The organism is Dermatophilaceae bacterium Soc4.6, assembly GCA_039889245.1.
In the GTDB taxonomy this organism is placed as follows: domain Bacteria; phylum Actinomycetota; class Actinomycetes; order Actinomycetales; family Dermatophilaceae; genus Lapillicoccus.
Map to the genome: position 1 here is coordinate 897,475 of JAZGVH010000002.1, position 19,602 is coordinate 917,076.

Here is a 19,602-nt window from a genome sequence, read left to right on the forward strand (position 1 = left end):
TGTCAGTTCCATTTCCTTGAGGGGTGTCCCGGAGGCGAGTGCCACGGGGGTGCGCTTGGAGTGTTGTGAGCCGTGACTTCGCGTCCGTCAGGACGCAAAGTCACGGAACCGACCCGTCAGTGCTCGTCGGCGACGGCTCCGGCGATGTACAGGGCGGCGAGGAGGGTGAAGACGTAGGCCTGGAGGAACTCGACCAGGAGCTCGAAGAGGGTCATGACGAACCCGAAGATCCACGTCACGCCACCGGCCACCGGAAGGATGCCACCGCTGGTCAGCATGTAGTAGCCGCCGGTGATGAACAAGATGATGAGGATGTGACCGGCGAACATGTTGCCGAACAGTCGCAGAGCCAGGGTCACGGGCCGGGTGAACAGGTCGGTGATGAGCTCGAGGAAGAAGATGATCGGGACGATCCAGCTGGGTAGGCCCGCGGGGACCAGCGACTTGAAGTAGCCGATGAAGCCGTGCTTCTTCATCCCGATCGCGTGGAAGACGATCCAGACGATGAGGGCAAGCATGATCGGGAACGCGATACGGCCCATGGTGGGAAACTGGAACGGCGGCAGGACTCCGAAGAGGTTGTTCACCAGGATGAGCATGAACATGGTGAACAGCAGCGGTACGAAGCGCAGGAAGTCCCTGCTGCCGATCAGGTCGCGGGCCACGCCGTTGCGGACCATGCCGTAGAGCGCCTCGGTCGCCATCTGGCCCCGGCCGGGGACGACCGCCTTCTTCTTCGTCGTAGCCAGGAGCAGCCACGAGATCAGACCGACCGAGATGAGTGCGAGGAAGCAGGCCCGGGTGATGGCGAAGCTGCCCTCACCGATCAGCGGCTGGAAGAAGTCCGCGGTGCCGGGCGCCACGTACTCCGAGCGGACGGCAGCGACGATGCTCACAGAAAACTCCTTCGGGTGCGAAAGACACAGCAGTGGTCGCAGGTGGGGGGCGGTGCCAGGTTGGCGGTCAGGGGCCGGTCAGCCCCCGGGACCGGGTCAGCCTCGTGACGCGCCAGGTTCAGTGGGTACCGTACCGGAACCAGATCAGGTACAACGACAACCCCATCCCGGCGATGATGCCCACGGGCAGCATCCACGTCACGCCGAGCCAGTGGTCGAGGCCCCAACCGATCCCCCCGTAGAGCAGCGCCCCGCTGAAGAGGTAGGCAATCGCCCGGACGCCCGCCTCGTTGTCGCGATGGTAGGCCCGACGGTCGGCTTCGGCCCTCTCCTCGGCGGCCGCCCGGTCGGCCGGGTCCGGCGACGACGGTGACGTGGGTGGCACAGGCATGACGCCCTCGATTCTTGCTCATTGGTCCACGTCCTGCGTGCCGCTCGGAGCCTCTTGAGCAGGGTCGAAGACCAGGATGCGCAGCTTCGTGTAGGCCCGGAGCTCGAAGGCGATCCACACCAGCGCACAGACCGTGATCGTGACACCCACGGCGTAGCCGCTGACCCACGGGGCCCTGCCGAGCGTGAACATCGCCACGCCGAGCGCGATGACCTTGACGGTGTAGGTCGCCATCATGACCATCATGACGGTCGCGGGTGCCATGTCGGCCGTGCGCTTCATCGCCAGCAGCGTGAGGCTGAAGAAGCCGACGACGAGACCGGCTCCGAGTGCGGCCGACCAGGCAGCCCTGGGACTGCTGACGAAACCGACGACGACACACCCGGCGGCCACCACGAGGGTGGGGATCAGCGACCCACGCAGCAGCCGGGCGAAGGCGTCAGCCTGCGCGTCGGTGCGGGGAGTGGCGGTCACTGCGGCTCCGGTCGTCGGTGTCAGGAGGTCGTGGCGGTGCTGGTCCGGCGGGGTGTGGGCGACAGTATCTGACGGCGGACTGACATCGTGCGCCCAGCAACTTCCCCCGACTTTGTGAAACCTATCACAAGCGCCGGGGGCCGCTCCACCTCGGCAGGAACAGGGTCACCGCGGCCGCCACGGCGAGCCCGGTCACGAGGGCCAGCCCAGCCTGCCACGGCTCCAGGAAGGCGAAGGACACCGTGCCCAGCGACAGCACCGCCCCCCACAGGTAGAGCACCAGGACGGCGTTGCGGTGCCCGTGGCCGATCTCGAGCATCCGGTGGTGCAGGTGCTTGGAGTCGGCCTGCCAGGGCTTCTGCCCGGCCCGCGTGCGCCGGACGACGGCCAGGACCATGTCGACGAAGGGGACGCTGAGCACGGCCAGCGGGACCGCGATCGGCAGCAGGGCCGCTGACACCTGGCCGCCGGAGAAGTCGCTGGGGTCGACGTTGCCCGTGATCGAGATCGTCGCCGCCGCCAGCAGCAGGCCCAGCAGCAGCGCCCCGGAGTCGCCCATGAAGAGCCGCGCCGGGTGGAAGTTGTGCGGCAGGAACCCCAGGCACGCGCCGAGGGTCGCGGCCGTGATGAACGTCGCGTTGGTGAAGACGTTGGGCGGGTTGTAGCTGTTGGAGACGAGGTAGGAGTAGCCGAAGAAGGCGAAGGCGGCGATGGCCACCGTGCCGGCCGCCAGCCCGTCGAGCCCGTCGATCCAGTTGACCGCGTTGACCGTCACGAGCACGACGAAGACGGTGACCGCCACCAGCGCGGGCGTCGGCAGCACGGTGTTGGTGCCGAAGAAGGGGATCGAGAGCAGCTGCACGCCCTTGTAGGCCATCACCCCCGCCGCGAGCACCTGGCCCGCGAGCTTGGTCAGCCAGTCGAGCTCGCGGATGTCGTCGACGGCCCCGACGAGGCACACGATGCCCGCCCCCAGGAGCACACCCGAGATCTGACCCGAGGAGTAGACCTTGCTGAGGTAGGGCAGCTCGCGCGCGACCAGCGCGGCCGCGGCGAACCCGAGGAAGATCGCCACTCCCCCGAGCCGGGGGATGGGCGTGTCGTGCACGTCACGCGCCCGCAACGGCGTGAAGGCACCCGTCACCACCGCCAGCGCCCGCACCAGCGGGGTCGTCAGGAAGGTGACCGCCGCCGCGACGACCACGATGAGGAGGTACTCCCGCACCTGCGGCTGCCCTGCCGCTGCCCGTCGACCGCCGCCTCAGGGGCGGGGGTAGGCGGGGAAGCGCTCGACGAGCTCGGTGACCTCGGCGCGCACCCGGGCCGACACGGCGTGCTGCGGGTCGGCGTCACCCGTGGTGACCGCGGTGGCGATCAGCTCGGCGATCGTGTCCATCTCGGGCAGGCCCATCCCCTGTGTCGTCACGCACGGAGTGCCGACCCGGATGCCGGAGGCGATGCCGGGCTTCTGCGGGTCGAAGGGGATGGCGTTCTTGTTGAGCACGATGCCAGCCGCGTCGGCGCGAGCCTCGGCCTCGACGCCGGTCACGCCCACGCCCTGCAGGTCGTGCAGCGACAGGTGGGTGTCGGTGCCGCCGGTCGTCGGCCGGATGCCGCGCTCACCGAGCTGGGTGGCCAGCCGGGCGGCGTTCGCGACGACGGCACGGGTGTAGGCGGCATACTCCGGGGTCGCGCACTCCTTGAAGTTCACGGCCTTGGCCGCGATGGTGTGCATCTGCGGCCCGCCCTGCATCATCGGGAAGATGGCCTTGTCGAGCTTGGCCGCGTGCTCCGCCCTGCAGACCAGTGCGCCGGAGCGCGGGCCGCGCAGCACCTTGTGCGTGGTGAAGGTGACGACGTCGGCATACGGCACGGGGCTCGGGATCGCCCCGCCGGCGACGAGACCGATGAAGTGCGCGGCGTCGACCCAGAAGACCGCGCCGATCTCGTCGGCGAGCGCGCGGAAGAACGCGAAGTCGATCAGCCGCGGGATGGCGCTGCCGCCGGCGAGGATCATCTTCGGCCGGTGCTCGCGGGCGAGCGCGGCGACCTGGTCGTAGTCGATGTTCTCCGTGGCCTTGTCGACGCCGTAGTGGATCGGGTTGAACCACTTGCCGGAGAACGAGACCTTGGCGCCGTGGGTCAGGTGGCCACCGTGGGGCAGCGACATGGCGAGGATGGAGTCGCCCGGCTGGAGGAAGGCGCCGTAGACGGCCTGGTTGGCGCTGGCACCGGAGTGCGCCTGCACGTTGGCGTGCTCGGCGCCGAAGAGGGTCTTGCACCGCTCGATGGCGATCGTCTCGGCCTTGTCGACCTCGGAGCACCCGCCGTAGTAGCGCTTGCCCGGGTAGCCCTCGGCGTACTTGTTGGACAACGTCGAGCCGAGTGCGGTGAGCACCTCGGGGCTGGACATGTTCTCGCTGGCGATCAGCTGCAGACCGCCGCGGATGCGGTCGAGCTCGGAGAGCAGCACCCCCGAGATCTCGGGGTCGAAGGCCGCGAGGGCGCCGAAGTCGGAGCCGTAGAACGGCTCGTCGACGGGGGCGAAGGTGGGGTCCGCAGAAGTGGCCGGGGCGCTCGTCATGTCCTCCACTCTAGAGCGTGAGCGGGCGGGCCGATCACTCGTCCCGACGACGCCCCGCCACCCGGGAGCCCTTGGCTGCGCCAGCGGTCGGCGGCTTCTTCGCCGGTCGCCCGACACCCTTGCCGGGCCGGATCGACGCCAGCTCGGCCCGACGCGCCGCGGCGGCGACGCGCTCGGCCTCGGCCTGCGCCTCGAGCCGCTCCTGCGCCAGGCGGGCGCGACCGGTCTCGAGGGCAGCGTCGATGGCCTCCCGCGTGATGCTGCCCTCGCGCAGGGTCACCACCTCGGCGCCGGTCAGGTCGAGGATCGTCGAGGCGGTGGGAGGACCCGACGCGGTGGACGCCGTCGCCGGCCCGCCGTCGAGGTAGACGGCCACCGACTCGCCGAGCTGCTCCCGCGCCTCCTGCGCAGTGGCGGCCGGCGGCTGGCCGGTGCGGTTGGCGCTGGTGACCGCCATCGGCCCGATCGCCGAGAGCAGGTCGAGGGCGGTGGCGTCGTCGGGCATGCGCACGGCCACGGTGCCGTTGGTCTCGCCGAGGTCCCACGAGAGGGACGGCTGCGCGCGCAGCACGAGCGTCAGGGCTCCCGGCCAGAAGGCGGCGATGAGGATGCGGGCGTCGTCGGGCACGTCGCGCGCCAGGCCGTCGACCGTGCGGATGTTGGGCACCAGCACCGGCGGGGGCATCTCGCGTCCGCGGCCCTTGGCGGCGAGCACGGCTGCGACGGCGTCGGCGCTGAAGGCGTCGCACCCGATGCCGTAGACGGTGTCGGTGGGCAGCACCACGACCTGACCGTTGCGGACGGCTCGGCTGGCCGCCTCGACCCCCGCTGCGAGCCCGTCGGGAGTGGTGCAGTCGATGACCTCGCTCATGGCGCCAGACTAGAGGGAGCGCGTGGCCACGGTGCACCGCGGGCGGCCCACGAGGTCGGTGTGGTCGAGCACCGTGCCCCACTCCCCCGTGTCCAGCAGGGCCCGCGGCAGGCTCGCCCCCTGGCTGTCGGCGTGCTCCATGAGCAGCACCCCGCCGGGCCGCAGCAGCAGGGCGGCCCGGGCGGCCATGAGCCGCGGCACGGCCAGCCCGTCGGCGCTGCCGCCGTAGAGCGCCAGCGCGGGGTCGTGGTCGCGCACCTCGGGGTCGAGCGGCACCTGCCCGACCGGGATGTAGGGCGGGTTGCAGGTGACGACGTCGACCTGCCCCAGCAGCTCGTCGTACGCGGTCAGCGCGTCTGCGCACGTCAGGGTCACGTCGAGCCCGAGGCGGTCGCGGTTGGCGACGGCCCAGCCGTGCGCCAGCTCGCTGAGCTCGACCGCGCACACGTCGGCGTGGGGCGCCTCGTCCTTGATCGCGAGCGCGACGGCGCCCGAGCCCGTGGCGAGGTCGACCACCAGCGGGGCCGGGGTGCGGGCCATCGCCCCGAGCGCGGCGAGCGCGAGCTCGACGAGCAGCTCGGTCTCGGGGCGCGGCACGAACACACCGGGCCCGACCGCGAGCCACAGCCGCCGGAAGCCTGCGCGCCCGGTGAGGTGCTGCAGCGGCACGCGGGTGGCTCGCTCGGCCACGAGGTCGTCGTAGCCCTGCGGGGTGTCAGTGCCCCCGAGCACCATCAGGCGGCGCACCTCGCCGACGTCCTGGTGCAGCAGGTGGGCGGCGAGGACCACGGCGTCGACGGGCGCGGTCTCGATGCCCGCCTCGGCGAGCGTCATGGTGGCGCGGCGTACGGCGACCTGCAGCGGCACCGAGCCGCCCGGCCCGGTCGCCGCCCCGATGTCCGTCACGCGCCCTCGCCGATCGCCGCGAGCCTCGCCTGCTCGTCGGCCTGCACGCACGAGGTGACCACCGCGTCGAGGTCGCCGTCGAGAACGGTCTCGAGGTTGTAGGCCTTGAAGCCGGTGCGGTGGTCGCTGATCCTGTTCTCCGGGTAGTTGTAGGTGCGGATGCGCTCGCTGCGGTCGACGGTGCGCACCTGACTGCGGCGGGCGGCGCTGGCCTGCGCCTCCGCCTCGTCGCGGGCCAGCTGGTGCAGCCGGGCCCGCAGCACCCGCATGGCCGACTCGCGGTTCTGCAGCTGGGACTTCTCGTTCTGGCACGAGACGACCAGCCCGGTCGGCAGGTGCGTGATGCGCACGGCGGAGTCGGTGGTGTTGACGCTCTGCCCGCCGGGGCCGGAGCTGCGGTAGACGTCGATCCGTAGGTCGTTCGCGTGGATCTCGACCTCACCCTCGTCCTCGACCTCGGGCATGACCAGCACCCCGGCGGCCGAGGTGTGGATGCGGCCCTGGCTCTCGGTGACCGGCACGCGCTGCACCCGGTGGACACCGCCCTCGAACTTCAGCAGCGCCCACGGGGCCTCGCCGGGGGCGGGAGTCCCCTTGGCCTTGACCGAGATCCGGGCGTCCTTGTAGCCGCCGAGGTCGGACTCGGTGGCGTCGATGACCTCGGCCCGCCAGCCACGGCGCTCGGCCCACCGCAGGTACATCCGCAGGAGGTCGCCCGCGAAGAGCGCCGACTCCTCGCCGCCCTCACCGGCCTTGACCTCGAGGATCGCGTCGCGGTCGTCGTCGGGGTCACGCGGGATGAGCAGGTGGCGCAGACGCTCCTCGGCGCCCGCGGCGACTGCCTCCAGGCCGGGGACCTCGGCGGCGAAGCCGGCGTCCTCGGTGCCCAGCTCGCGGGCGGCGGCGAGGTCGTCGCGGGCCGTGGCGAGGGCGTGGTGGGCGGCGACGGTCGGGGCGAGCGCGGCATACCGCTTGTTGAGGGTGCGCACCAGCGTCTGGTCGGAGTGGACCTGCGGGTCGGCGAGGCGCCGCTCGAGCTCGGCGTGCTCGCGCAGGATCGCCTGCGCCGGCTCGGCGTCGGAGCTGCTGTCCTTGTCGCCCATGCTGATCCCCCTCGGGGTCGGGTCGAGCTCACGCAGAGCTCAGTGGTGGCCGCACACGAAACGCCGGTCCCGGCGGCAGGTGGGCTGCCGCCGGGACCGGCGTGACGGGAGAGCTACTTGGCGACCTTCTTGCCGTAGCGGGCCTCGAAGCGGGCCACGCGGCCACCGGTGTCGAGGATCTTCTGCTTGCCGGTGTAGAAGGGGTGGCACTGCGAGCAGACCTCGACCTTGATCGAGCCGGATGCCGCGGTGCTGCGGGTGGTGAACGAGTTGCCGCACGAGCAGGTGACGGCGGTCTCGGCGTAGCTGGGGTGAAGGTCCTTCTTCAAAGCGCTCTCCTCGGGTCAGGTCGTCCGGGTCGGCAGCCTCCCGCCGAGTGCGGGAAGCGGTGACGCCGTGAACCGGACAACAGGTCAGTGTGCCAGAGCGGGGCACGTAGGTCCAAACGGCTCGAGGGCCGCCGGCATTCCCGCCCGGGGCCGGTCAGGCGTCGCCGTCGCCGAGCTTGGCCGCCGGCGTCAGCTGCACCTGGCGCAGGAACTCGATGTTGCTGCGGGTGCGCTTCAGACGCTGGAGCAGCAGCTCCATCGCGGCCTGGGGCTCGAGGCCGCCGAGCACCCTGCGCAGCTTCCACACGATGCTCAGCTCTTCCTCGCTCATGAGCAGCTCCTCGCGTCGGCTCCCCGACGTCGTGACCTCGACGGCCGGGAAGATCCGGCGCGCCGCGAGCTCACCCGAGAGCGTCAGCTCCATGTTGGCCGTTCCCGTGAACTCCTCGAAGATCACCTCGTCCATCCGCGAGCCGGTCTCGACCAGGGCCGTGGCGATGATGGTGAGCGACCCGCCGTTCTCGATGTTGCGGGCCGCCCCGAAGAACCTCTTCGGGGGGTAGAGCGCCGCACTGTCGACCCCGCCAGAGAGGATGCGCCCCGATGCGGGCGCGGCCAGGTTGTAGGCCCGCCCGAGCTTGGTGATCGAGTCGAGCAGGACCACGACGTCGTGCCCCAGCTCGACGAGCCGCTTGGCCCGCTCGATGGCCAGCTCGGCGACCGTCGTGTGGTCCTCGGCCGGTCGGTCGAAGGTCGAGGCGATGACCTCGCCCTTCACCGCCCGCTGCATGTCGGTGACCTCCTCGGGCCGCTCGTCGACGAGGACGACCATGAGGTGGCACTCCGGGTTGTTGGCCGTCACCGCGTTGGCGATGGCCTGCACGACCGTCGTCCTGCCCGCCTTGGCCGGCGCGATGACGAGCCCCCGCTGGCCCTTGCCGACGGGGGCCACGAGGTCGATGATGCGCGCCGTCCACCCCGCGGTGTCGGTCTCGAGCCGTAGCCGCTCCTGGGGGTGCAGGGGGGTCAGCTTGGCGAACTCGCTGCGGGTGATCGCCTCGTCGGGGTTGGCTCCGTTGATGGCGTCGAGCCGCACCAGGGCGTTGAACTTCTGACGCCCGTTGCCGCCGCCCTGCTGAGGCTGCTCGCCCTCGCGCAGGGCCTTGACGGCACCGGTGACGGCGTCACCCTTGCGCAGGCCGTGCTTCTTGACCAGACCCAGCGGGACGTAGACGTCGCTCGGCCCGGGCAGGTAGCCGGAGGTGCGCACGAAGGCGTAGTTGTCGAGCACGTCGAGGATGCCGGCCACCGGCACGAGCACGTCGTCGTCGGCGACCTGCATCTCGGGCTCGAACTCCTGCGCCCCCCCGGGAGTCACGCCGCGACGCTTGCGGTCACGGCTGCGTTGACGGTTGCGACGCCGTCCACCGGGACGGTCGTCGTCGTCGTCGTAGGCACCGAGGCCCGATCCGGACGGCGGGGCCGAGGCGGCGGACAGGGAGACGGGGGGAGCGACCTGGGCGACCTGGGCCGGCTGCTTCGCGCCGGCGCCGGACTGGCCACCGCTTCCGGCTTGTCCGGCGGGGCCGGTCGGGCCGAGCTGGGCGGCCTGCCGACCCTGCCGCTCGGCCTGGGGACCGGCCGCCGATCGGGGTTGCTGGATGCCGCCACCCGGAGCCCGTGCCGACTGGTCGCCCTGCGACCCCTGACGCCCGTCCAGAGCCTCCTGCCGGGCGGCCGCGGCCTCCTGCCGGGCGGCCTGGGCGTCCCGACGCGACTGCCGCGCCTCCTGCCGGGCCAGCTGGGCCACCGACGGCTCCTGCCGGCCCACCGATGGCTCCTCGGGCAGGTCGATCCGCTCCTGCTGGGGCTGCTGGGGCTTCTGGGGCTCGTTCGAGGTCTCGCGAGTCTCCTGCGGCCCGGCGATGCGCTCGGCGAGCGCGCGTTCCGGCGTGCGGGCCAGCTCGTCCTGGAGCTCGGCTCGACGACGGTCCTTCTCGACGCTCGACGTCTCGGCCTGCGTGGTCCCGGCCACCGGTGCGGGGGTGGTCACACCGGACTCGGCCCGACGACCCGAGCCCCGGGAGGCACGCGCCCGGGGTGGCACTTGCTCATCCGGAGCCTCCGGCGCCGGGGCCGACTGCGCCGGGGCCGCCGTGCGGGCCGGAGCAGCGACGCCGGACTGGTGCTCCACGATGGAGGCCACGAGGTCGTCCTTGCGCATCCGGGCCGTGCCGCGAATGCCCAGCTGGCTGGCGAGGTTCTTCAGGTCGGCGACGTTCATGCCGGCGAGACCGCCACGGGTGCGCGCGGTCCGCCCGTCTGACGACGCGTCCTGCCCAGCCGTGAGATCGGTGGTGTCTGTCAACGAAGGTCCTTCTCGTCGTCATCGGCCGTCCCCGTGTGGGAGGGCCGGTATGAGCCAGCACACGCTGGCGTCATGGTGGGATCTGCCGCCCCGGTGGGCCGGACGGCGACGGGAGCGGCGACGACGTCGCCGAAGGGCGATGGTGACGTCTCTGGGCGCGGAACCGAAGAGCTCGGCCGCATCCCCCGGGCGCACGGTGAGACTAGCATCCCGGCCTGCCATCGCGCCGGTGCACAGGCGGTCACAGGCGTGAGACCGTCACCCCGACCGACGCGATCCCGGGGACAAGACGCTGCCACGCACCGGACGATCCGGCGGGGACGACGACCTGCTCCTGGGCCGAGGTCGTGGTGAGCACCATCACCGACGGGCCGGCCCCGGACACCACGGCCGCATGCCCCTGCGCGCGGAACGCGTCGACGAGCGCCATCGTGTGGGGGAAGGACGAGCGCCGTTGCTCCTGGTGGAGCCAGTCGCGCGTGGCCGGCAGCAGCAGGTGGTGGTGACCGGTGACGGCCAGGGCCAGCAGCGCCGCCCGCCCGGCCTGCTGGGCCGCCTCGTGGTGGGCCACGGAGGCGGGGAGCACGGCCCGCGCCGTGTGGGTCGCGAGCCGGGTGGCGGGCACGAGCACGACCGCGGTCAGTTGGGGTGCCACCTCGACGCGGGCGGTGCCGGTGCGACCGGCCCGGGGACCACCCGGGTCGAGGGTCCACGACACGGTGAGCCCGCCGTGCACGCTGGCCGTCGCGTTGTCAGGGTGGCCCTCCAGCTCGCTGGCCAGGTCGGCGACCAGCTGCAGGTCGATGACCAGCGGGTCGCCTGACACGCGGTCGTCGGGCCTGCCGCCGTCGCAGTCGCGCGCGGCGGCGACGAGTCCGTGAGCGGCCGCCACCCCCGCGACGATGGCCGACGCCGACGAGCCCAGACCCCGACTGTGCGGGATCGAGCCGCGGGCAAGCAGGTGGAGGTGCTCGGGCACCGGCAGGCCCAGCTGGGTGAAGCCGGTGACCATCGAGCGGTGCACCAGGTGCGAGGCGTCACGCGGCACCTCGGCGGCACCCTGGCCCTCGACCTCGATGACCAGCCCGCCGGCGTCGGTGACGGTGACCTCGACCTCGTCCCAGATGCCGAGCGCGATCCCGACCGAGTCGAAGCCGGGGCCGAGGTTGGCGCTGCTCGCCGGGACCCGCACCCGCACGCCCGTGCCGGGCGGTGGCACACGGCTCGGGTGCTCCCCCACCGGCTGCGTCACTCGAGCCCGAGGGCGCGGGCGACGGTGACGGCGTCGACGGGCACCCGCACGGGCACCACCTCGGAGCCGTCAGCGCCCTTGAGGGCCCACTGCGGATCCTTGAGACCGTGACCGGTGACCGTGCAGACGATGCGGGCTCCCGCGGGCACGAGACCGGCCTGGGCGCAGGCGAGGAGCCCCGCCACCGAAGCGGCCGACGCCGGCTCGACGAAGACCCCTTCGCGCGCGGAGAGCAGACGGTGGGCGTGCAGGATCTGCTCGTCGGTGACGGCGTCGATGCGCCCACCAGACTCGTCGCGGGCGGCCACCGCGAAGTCCCACGAGGCGGGGTTGCCGATGCGGATCGCCGTGGCGATCGTCTCGGGCTCGTCGATCGGGTGACCGACGACCAGCGGTGCGGCTCCCGCCGCCTGGAAGCCCCACATGACCGGCAGGTGGGTGGCGGGCCCGGGCTGCGGCGACCCCTGGTGGTACTGCGAGTAACCACGCCAGTAGGCCGTGATGTTGCCGGCGTTGCCGACCGGTAGGCAGTGGATGTCGGGAGCGTCGCCCAGCGCGTCGACGACCTCGAAGGCCGCCGTCTTCTGACCCTCGATGCGGGCCGGGTTGACCGAGTTGACCAGCTCGACGGGGTAGGTCTCGGCGAGCTTGCGGGCGACGGTGAGGCAGTCGTCGAAGTTGCCCTCGACCTGCAGCAGCGTGGCGCCGTGCGCGATGGCCTGGCTCAGCTTGCCGAGCGCGATCTTGCCCTCGGGCACCAGCACGCCGCAGGTCATTCCGGCCTTGACGGCATACGCCGCGGCACTGGCGCTGGTGTTGCCCGTCGAGGCGCAGATGACCGCCTTCGCCCCGTGCTTGGCGGCCATCGACATGGCGGTGGTCATGCCCCGGTCCTTGAAGGAGCAGGTGGGGTTGAGGCCCTCGTACTTGAGGTGGACCTCGGCCCCGACGAGCGAGGACAGGTGCTCGGCCGGGATCAGCGGCGTGCCGCCCTCGAGGAGCGTGACGACCGGCGCCCCGTCGAGCATCGGCAGGCGGTCGGCATACTCGCGGATCACTCCGCGCCACTGGTGGACCATGGCGGTGGCTACTCTCCCTCGACCCGCATGACGGAGCGGACGGACCGGACGATGGGCAGGGACGAGAGCGCGTCGACGGTCGCCGACAGGGCGGCGTCGGTCGCGGTGTGGGTGACGACGACGAGCGAGGCCCCCCGCTCGCCCGGGGTCCCCGAGAGCGCCTGCTGGCGCACGGTCTCGATCGAGACCTCGTGGTCGGCGAAGGCCGATGCGACCTGGGCCAGCACGCCCGGGCGGTCGGCCACGTCGAGGCTGATGTGGTAGCGGGTCAGGGCCTGCCCCATGGCGAGGATGGGCAGGTCGGCATAGGTGCTCTCTCCGGGGCCACGGCCGCCGCCGACGCGGTGGCGACCGACCGCGACGACGTCGCCGAGGATGGCCGATGCCGTCGGGTCACCACCCGCGCCCTTGCCGTAGAACATCAGCTGCCCCGCGGCGTCGGCGTCGACGAAGACCGCGTTGAACGCCTCGCGCACGCCGGCCAGCGGGTGCGATCGCGGGATCATCGCCGGGTGCACGCGCACCGAGACCCCCGTGGTGCCGTTGCCTGCGTCGACCTTCTCGCAGATCGCGAGCAGCTTGACGACACAGTCCATCTCGCGTGCGGCTGCGACGTCGGCAGCCGTGACGTCGGAGATCCCCTCGCGGTGCACGTGCTCGCTGGAGACCCGCGTGTGGAAGGCCAGCGAGGCCAGGATCGCAGCCTTCGCCGCGGCATCGAAACCCTCGACGTCGGCCGTCGGGTCGGCCTCGGCGTAGCCCAGAGCCTGCGCCTGGGCGACCGCGTCGTCGAAGCCGGCCCCCGTGGTGTCCATCTTGTCGAGCACGTAGTTGGTCGTGCCGTTGACGATGCCGATGACCTTGCGCACGTCGTCACCGGCCAGGGACTCGCGCAGCGGGCGCAGCAGCGGGATCGCCCCGGCGACGGCGGCCTCGTAGTAGAGGTCGACCTCGTGCTGCTGGGCCGCGGCATACAGCGTCGGGCCGTCCTCGGCGAGCAGCGCCTTGTTGGCGGTGACGACGGAGGCGCCGTGCTCCATCGCCCGCAGGATCAGGCTGCGGGCGGGCTCGATGCCACCGATCACCTCGACGACGATGTCGGCGCGCGTGACCAGGTCGTGCGCGTCGGTGGTGAACAGGGCCGGGTCGACACCCGAGGCACTGCGGTCACGGCCGGCCCGGCGCACGGCGATGCCGACGATCTCGAGCGGGCGCCCCACACGGGCGGCGAAGTCGTCGCCGTGCTCGGTGAGGAGCCGCGCGACCGATGAGCCGACGACGCCGCACCCGAGGAGCGCGATGCGCAGCGGTTCACCGCTGCTCGCGGCGGTCGCGGCGCTGCCGCGGGGATCGGTCGGGGTCGGGGTCACGGTCACGATCCTGCCGTCTGTCCACAAGATGGACGCCGATCATTCCGCGATCCGGACTCCAGGCCGCATGATCGGGGCGCCGTCGACGGGGGGTGAGGGCGGGTGGTGGGGGGAGTGGTGCTCACGAGACGTCCAGGGCGAGCAGGTCGTCGATGCTCTCGCGGCGCACGATCACCCGGGCGGCACCGTCGCGCACGGCCACGACCGGGGGCCTGGGGGTGTGGTTGTACTGGCTCGACAGCGCACGACAGTAGGCCCCGGTGCCGGGCACCGCGAGCAGGTCGCCCGCCCGCACGTCGGCCGGGAGGTACTCGTCCATCACCACGATGTCACCGCTCTCGCAGTGCTTGCCCACGACGCGCGACAGCATTCCGGGGGCCTCGCTACGGCGGCTGGCCAGGGTGCAGGAGTAGTTCGCGTCGTAGAGGGCGGTGCGGATGTTGTCGCTCATCCCCCCGTCGACCGAGACGTAGGCGCGGGTGGCACCGGCGTCGAGCGAGACCTGCTTGACCGTGCCCACCTCGTAGAGCGTCAAGGTGCTCGGCCCGGCGATGGCGCGGCCGGGCTCGATCGAGACCCGGGGCACGCGCACCGACCGCGTGCGGCACTCCCGCTCGACGATGTCGGCGAGGCTGGCCGCGAGGCTCCTGGGCGGCAGCGGGTCGTGCTCGGTGGTGTAGGCGATACCGAAGCCACCGCCGAGGTCGAGCTCGGGCAGCTCGACCCCGTGCTCCTGCGCGATGTCGGCGTGGAGCGCCAGGATGCGCCGCGCCGAGACCTCGAAGCCTGCGGTGTCGAAGATCTGCGAGCCGATGTGGCTGTGCAGCCCGATCAGCTGCAGGTACGGGGCGTGCGCGAGGATCCGCCGGGCCGCCTCGGCGGCAGCGCCCCCGCTGAGCGAGAAACCGAACTTCTGGTCCTCGTGGGCCGTGGCGATGAACTCGTGCGTGTGCGCCTCGACCCCGACGGTCACCCGCACCATGACCCGCGCGACCCGACGCAGGCGCTGCGCCACCTCCGCCAGGCGCTCGATCTCGTCGAACGAGTCGACGACGACACGTCCCACACCCTGCTCGCCGTAGCCGACCGCCGCCTCGAGCTCGGCCACGGACTTGTTGTTGCCGTGCAGCCCGATCCGCTCGCCCGGCATGCCGGCGCGGCGGGCGACCTCGAGCTCTCCACCCGAGCAGACGTCGAGGTGGAGGCCGTCGTCGCGGATCCACCGCGCGACCTCGGTGCACAGGAACGCCTTGCCCGCGTAGTAGACGTCTGCCCCGCCGCAGAGGTCGCCGAAGACCTCCGACCAGGTGTCGCGGAACTCGCCGGCCCGACGCCGGAAGTCCTGCTCGTCGAGCACGTAGGCCGCGGTGCCGAACTGCGCCGCGAGCTCGAGCACGCTCATCCCGCCGACGGTCAGGGCGCCGTCGGCACCGCGGGCGACCGAGTCGGACCACAGGGAGGGGACCAGGGTGTTGACGTCGTGCGGGACGGCCAGCCACGACGGCCGTCCGTATCCGTCGGCGTGGAGGGCTCCGGCCTCGTGCGCGCGCATCCCACCAGCGTAGGGCCGACCTCAGGACCCGAACGCACGGCCCCGGGCCGCGTAGCCCTCGACGAGGTCGACGAGCTCGTCGGGGTCGAAGGGCTTGGTCACGAACGCGTCGACGCCGATCGCCCCGGCCCGCTTGCGCTCGTGGTCCTGCACCGCAGCGGTGACCATGACGACAGGCACCTGCCGGGTGGCCTCGCGCTCGCGCAGCCACGACACGACCCACCACCCGTCGCGAGGCTCCATCTGGGCATCGACGACGACCACGACGGGGAGCGGGTCGCAGCCCTCGAGCAGGTCGACGGCGGACTGGCCGTCGGGACGGTCGACGACGGTGAAACCGGCGAGCTCGAGGTTGACCCGGATGAGCAGCCGGATCGAGTCGGTGTCGTCGACGACGAGCACCCAGCCGGGGCGGCCGGCAGGAACGGCGGGTGACCCGAAGGGTGCGGTCGTCGAGGGCTCCGCCGGTTCCATGAACCGCACCCTAGGCTGCTACCCTCACCGGGCACGCTGAAACAGGAGGAACTCCCTCGGAGACCTCGTTCACGTCACTAGGGCCGACTGGTCTCGGCCCCCGTAGCTCAGGGGATAGAGCGCCGCCCTCCGGAGGCGGAAGCGCAGGTTCGAATCCTGCCGGGGGCACCACCGCACGAGGTGGCGGGAGGAGCGGTCGTGAGACGACGACCGGGAGGGTAGGTCATGAGCGACGACGCACAGTCGGTCCTGACCCTGCTCTACATCGAGGACAACGCCGCCAGCACCAGCGTCATGGAGGCGGTGCTCGAGCTGAGACCGGTATGGCGCTTCGTCCACCGCGGGCTCGTGGCGACCGGGGTCGAGGCCGCCGGCACCGAGCGGCCAGACCTCATCCTCATCGACATGAACCTGCCCGACGCAACCGGGGCGCAGGCGCTCGCCATGCTCAAGGGTGACCCGGCCACGCGCGACATCCCCGTCGTGGTGCTCACCGCGAGTGCCACCGGCAGCAGCGCCGCATCCGTCCTCGAGGCGGGCGCCGAGCAGTTCTGGGTCAAGCCCCACGACCTCGGCCTGATGCTGGCCTACTTCGACCAGGTCGCCGCCCGGCACCTGTAGGCCACGGCCCGCGATCTCCCAGCGGACACCCAGCCTCGCTGACGACACTGGTCGCGTGCCCGTCCCCCCCTTCAGCGCGTCGGCACTGGCCACGACCTGGGCTCCGACCCTGCTCCTGCTCCTGCCCCTCACGCTCCTGCTCGCGTATGCAGCGCTCCTGGTGCGCCACCGCGGCGCGGCGCCGGCGCGGTGGCCGCTGGGGCGCACCGTCGCCTTCGTCGCCGCCACCCTCGTGCTGGCCTGGGCCGTGGCCGGCGGGCCGGCGGCATACCGGGGCTCGGTGCAGTGGACAGGAGCGCTCTCGGTGGGGCTGACCTCGGCCGTGGTCCCGCTCGGACTGGCCCTCGGTGACCCCCTGCGACTCTGGGAGCAGGTGCGGGGGCGACCCGTCGCGTGGGTGCGGGGCCGGGTGGCACGGGTCGTGATGTTCCCGCTGCTCGCCTCCGCCCTCTCCGCCGCCGTCATCACCTCGGCCTTCGCCACCGGCTGGTTCACCCAGGCCCGGACGGAGGCCGGCCCGTGGGCCGTCCTGCAGGTCGCCGCCCTGGTCACCGGCGCGCTCGTCACCCTGCCCCTGCTCGGCGACGAGCTGCTACCGCGCTGGTGCGGGCCGGGCCTGCGGACCGCGTTCGCCTTCGTCGACGGCCTGCTCGACGCCCTGCCCGGCCTCGTCGTGCTCGCCGCGGGCGACTCCGCCACGGGGCAGACGCTGCTCGCGGTCGCCGAGTCGGTCGGGCTGCCGATGATCTTCGCCGTGATGCTGCAGTGGGTGCGCGCCGACGAGGCGCAGGCGCGGGACACCGACGCGCAGCTCGACCGTCAGCCACCGCAGGCTGACGACGGCCCCGACGGCCCCGACCGCCCCTGGTGGGAGTCGGACCCGCGCTTCGCCGGTCGCTACGGCGGGCCCGGGGCCTGAGCATCGGCCCAGCGGGGCTGACAATGTATGCTATTCCGGGCGTAGACTCACGCTCATGACCGGTCCGGGGGCACCTGCCGGACATCGTTGACACGACCTCGTTGGGGGCCAGACCGTGCTCAAGCTGATCGGCGTCCTCGCCCTGGTCGTCTCGGCGCAGTACGTCGTCATCGCCCTCGTCGTCGTGCCTCGTCTGGCCCAGCTCGCCCGGTCGACCGGACGTGCGGTGTCGCTCGCCCGGTGGGGCGCCGCGGCCTTCTTCATCGGGTGCGCGCTGACGCACGTCGGCATCGCCCTCACCAGCTTCCTGCCCGGCAGCGTGCTGGGCATGTCCCACATGTCGGGCACCGAGGACACGTCGGTCCAGCTGATCGGCATGGTCGTTCCCCACATCGCCCAGATCGTGGGGGGGATGCTGTTCATCGGCATCTTCCGCAGCCACCTCGAGGTCAGCATCCTGTCGAGGTCGTCGGCGCAGGACCAGCGGGCGTTGGACCGTCAGTGGCGCTCCGCCTTCAACGAGGCACCGCTGGGGATCGCCCTGCTGCCGATGCCCGACTCGCCACACGGTGGCGACGCCTACGTCAACCCCGCCTACGTCACGATGTTCGGGCCCGGGGACAGCGACGGCGGTCTGGCGTACCCCCTCGCGGCCGCCCACCCCGACGAGCAGGCCGAGGCCGAGCGCGCGATGTCGCGCATCGCCGACGGCGAGTCGGTCGAGCAGCAGCTGCACGTGGTGGGCGCCGACGGTCAGACGCGCCTGATCCGGGCCACGCTCAACCCCGTCGCCGCCGACGGCAGCGACGGGCGCCGCATGACCGGGATCTTCGAGGACATCACCGAGGTCGCCGCCGCCGAGGCCGCCCTCCGCACGCGTGGCGAGCTGTTCCGTCGGCTGGCCGAGGGGCTGGCCGTCGGGGTCAGCCTGTGCGACATCGAGCCGCCCGAGCTGATCTACACCAACTCCGAGTACCTCGAGATCGTGGGCCTGTCCGCGGAGGCAAGCCTGCACGGGGCCATCGCGAACATGATGGAACGCATCCACCCGGACGACTTCCCCTCCTTCATCGGCGACTACTGGGCCGGCGTCCAGCGGGGCGAGCTGGCCAGAGCCGAGATCCGCCTCTCCCTGCCCGACGGGCGCGTCAGGTGGCTGCGGATCGTCAGCAACCCGATCTCGGCCAACCAGGCGGCGACCACCGTCGAGGACATCACCGCGAGCAAGACCGCCGACGCGGCCGTCCGCTCGGCCAAGGCCGAGGCGGAGAAGGCCAACCTGGCCAAGAGCGAGTTCCTCTCCCGGATGAGCCACGAGCTGCGCACCCCCCTCAACGCCGTCCTCGGCTTCGGCCAGCTGCTCGAGCTCGGCACCCTGACGCCCAAGCAGAGCGTGGCCGTGACCCACATCCTCGGCGGTGGACGGCACCTGCTCGGGATGATCGACGACATCCTCGACATCTCGCGCATCGAGACCGACCAGCTCGAGATGTCGCTCGAGCCCGTGCGGGCGGACGAGGTCATCGCCGAGGCGGCCGCCCTCGTGCGGCCCATGGCCACCGACCACCACGTCACCATCGACGTCACGGCACCGGACGGCGGCACGGCCGACGTCGTGCGCGCCGACCGGCGACGGCTGCGCCAGGTCCTGATCAACCTGCTGTCGAATGCCGTGAAGTACACCCACGACGGCGGGACAGCGCACATCACGTGCGCGATGTCGGGCGACGACCACCTGGCGATCACCGTCTCCGACAACGGGATCGGCATCCGCCAGGAGGACCTCGCCCGGCTCTTCACGCCGTTCGACCGACTGGGGCAGCAGCTCACCGAGATCGAGGGCACGGGCATCGGGCTGGCCCTGTCGCACCGGTTGGCGGCGATCATGGGCGGCCGGCTCGAGTGCTCGTCGACGCACGGGGTGGGCAGCGCCTTCACCGTGGTCCTCCCGGTCTCGGTCGCCCCGCAGCCCGACGACGTCGACGTCGACCTGCCCCCGGCGGATGCCCCGGCGACGACCACCCTCACCCCGTCGACCCTGCTCTACGTGGAGGACAACCCGCCCAACGTGCGGCTGATGCAGGCGCTCGTCGACCGCCGTCCGGGCTGGCAGATGGTCCACGCAGGGCACGGCAGCACCGGCTGGGACCTGGCCGCCAGCCTCGTCCCGGCGCTGGTCCTGCTCGACCTCCACCTGCCCGACATGAACGGCCTCGAGCTCCTGCGGCGCCTGCGGGCCGACCCCCGCACCGCCCACCTTCGGGTCGCCGTGGTCAGCGCGGATGCCAACCGTCACCAGGTGCAGCGGCTGCTCGATGCCGGGGCCGACGCCTACCTCACGAAGCCGCTCGACGTCGCGCAGACGCTCGCGCTCCTCGACCAGGACATCACCGAGCGCGCGCCCGCCTGACGG

General features: G+C 72.1%; 18 protein-coding genes and 1 tRNA gene. 4 read left to right on the plus strand and 15 right to left on the minus strand.

All coding sequences use genetic code 11. The features are described from left to right. Window positions 1-116: 116 nt before the first annotated feature. The 15 genes from atpB to V3N99_04270 form a co-directional block, all read right to left on the minus strand. Window positions 117-896: a F0F1 ATP synthase subunit A gene (gene atpB, locus V3N99_04200; protein ID MEO3935944.1), complete on the minus strand. Its 780-nt coding sequence runs from the start codon at window positions 894-896 to the stop codon at window positions 117-119. A gap of 118 nt (window positions 897-1,014) precedes the next feature. Then, complete coding sequence (locus tag V3N99_04205) at window positions 1,015-1,287, minus strand: hypothetical protein (GenBank protein ID MEO3935945.1); 273 nt, start codon at window positions 1,285-1,287, stop codon at window positions 1,015-1,017. A gap of 18 nt (window positions 1,288-1,305) precedes the next feature. Then, window positions 1,306-1,761: a hypothetical protein gene (locus V3N99_04210; GenBank protein ID MEO3935946.1), complete on the minus strand. Its 456-nt coding sequence runs from the start codon at window positions 1,759-1,761 to the stop codon at window positions 1,306-1,308. A gap of 124 nt (window positions 1,762-1,885) precedes the next feature. After that, on the minus strand, window positions 1,886-2,986 hold the full coding sequence (locus tag V3N99_04215) for an MraY family glycosyltransferase (GenBank protein ID MEO3935947.1): 1,101 nt from the start codon (window positions 2,984-2,986) through the stop codon (window positions 1,886-1,888). Window positions 2,987-3,022: 36 nt separating this feature from the next. Continuing rightward, on the minus strand, window positions 3,023-4,345 hold the full coding sequence (gene glyA / locus V3N99_04220) for a serine hydroxymethyltransferase (protein ID MEO3935948.1): 1,323 nt from the start codon (window positions 4,343-4,345) through the stop codon (window positions 3,023-3,025). Window positions 4,346-4,379: 34 nt separating this feature from the next. After that, the gene (locus tag V3N99_04225) at window positions 4,380-5,216 is read right to left on the minus strand and encodes an L-threonylcarbamoyladenylate synthase (GenBank protein MEO3935949.1); all 837 of its coding nucleotides are present in this window, start codon (window positions 5,214-5,216) and stop codon (window positions 4,380-4,382) included. Window positions 5,217-5,225: 9 nt separating this feature from the next. Further along, window positions 5,226-6,122 (minus strand): peptide chain release factor N(5)-glutamine methyltransferase, encoded by an 897-nt coding sequence (prmC, locus tag V3N99_04230; GenBank protein MEO3935950.1) that lies wholly within the window; start codon window positions 6,120-6,122, stop codon window positions 5,226-5,228. After that, window positions 6,119-7,225 (minus strand): peptide chain release factor 1, encoded by a 1,107-nt coding sequence (prfA, locus tag V3N99_04235; protein ID MEO3935951.1) that lies wholly within the window; start codon window positions 7,223-7,225, stop codon window positions 6,119-6,121. The genes prmC and prfA overlap by 4 nt, the downstream gene beginning before the upstream one ends. Window positions 7,226-7,338: 113 nt before the next feature. Continuing rightward, window positions 7,339-7,554 (minus strand): 50S ribosomal protein L31, encoded by a 216-nt coding sequence (gene rpmE / locus V3N99_04240; GenBank protein MEO3935952.1) that lies wholly within the window; start codon window positions 7,552-7,554, stop codon window positions 7,339-7,341. Window positions 7,555-7,708: 154 nt separating this feature from the next. After that, window positions 7,709-9,838: a transcription termination factor Rho gene (gene rho, locus V3N99_04245; GenBank protein ID MEO3935953.1), complete on the minus strand. Its 2,130-nt coding sequence runs from the start codon at window positions 9,836-9,838 to the stop codon at window positions 7,709-7,711. 325 nt (window positions 9,839-10,163) lie between these two features. Beyond that, entirely contained in the window at window positions 10,164-11,141 is a 978-nt protein-coding gene (locus V3N99_04250; protein ID MEO3935954.1) for a homoserine kinase, read from the minus strand. A gap of 29 nt (window positions 11,142-11,170) precedes the next feature. Then, window positions 11,171-12,253 carry a threonine synthase gene (gene thrC / locus V3N99_04255; GenBank protein MEO3935955.1) on the minus strand — a complete coding sequence of 361 codons (1,083 nt, stop codon included), beginning with the start codon at window positions 12,251-12,253 and terminating at the stop codon, window positions 11,171-11,173. 8 nt (window positions 12,254-12,261) lie between these two features. After that, window positions 12,262-13,623 (minus strand): homoserine dehydrogenase, encoded by a 1,362-nt coding sequence (locus V3N99_04260; GenBank protein MEO3935956.1) that lies wholly within the window; start codon window positions 13,621-13,623, stop codon window positions 12,262-12,264. Between the two features lie 121 nt (window positions 13,624-13,744). After that, window positions 13,745-15,175, minus strand: a complete 1,431-nt coding sequence (gene lysA / locus V3N99_04265) for a diaminopimelate decarboxylase (protein ID MEO3935957.1) — start codon at window positions 15,173-15,175, stop codon at window positions 13,745-13,747. Between the two features lie 21 nt (window positions 15,176-15,196). Further along, entirely contained in the window at window positions 15,197-15,649 is a 453-nt protein-coding gene (locus V3N99_04270; GenBank protein MEO3935958.1) for a response regulator, read from the minus strand. Between the two features lie 96 nt (window positions 15,650-15,745). Here V3N99_04270 and V3N99_04275 point away from each other — a divergent pair. The 4 genes from V3N99_04275 to V3N99_04290 all read left to right on the plus strand — a co-directional run bounded on the left by V3N99_04275 (window position 15,746) and on the right by V3N99_04290 (window position 19,599). Further along, window positions 15,746-15,820 (plus strand) — tRNA-Arg (locus V3N99_04275). A gap of 54 nt (window positions 15,821-15,874) precedes the next feature. Next, window positions 15,875-16,270, plus strand: coding sequence for a response regulator (locus V3N99_04280; protein MEO3935959.1), 396 nt, complete (start codon window positions 15,875-15,877; stop codon window positions 16,268-16,270). Window positions 16,271-16,325: 55 nt separating this feature from the next. Next, window positions 16,326-17,189 (plus strand): cytochrome c oxidase assembly protein, encoded by an 864-nt coding sequence (locus V3N99_04285; protein MEO3935960.1) that lies wholly within the window; start codon window positions 16,326-16,328, stop codon window positions 17,187-17,189. A gap of 115 nt (window positions 17,190-17,304) precedes the next feature. Then, entirely contained in the window at window positions 17,305-19,599 is a 2,295-nt protein-coding gene (locus tag V3N99_04290; protein ID MEO3935961.1) for an ATP-binding protein, read from the plus strand. Window positions 19,600-19,602: the final 3 nt, after the last annotated feature.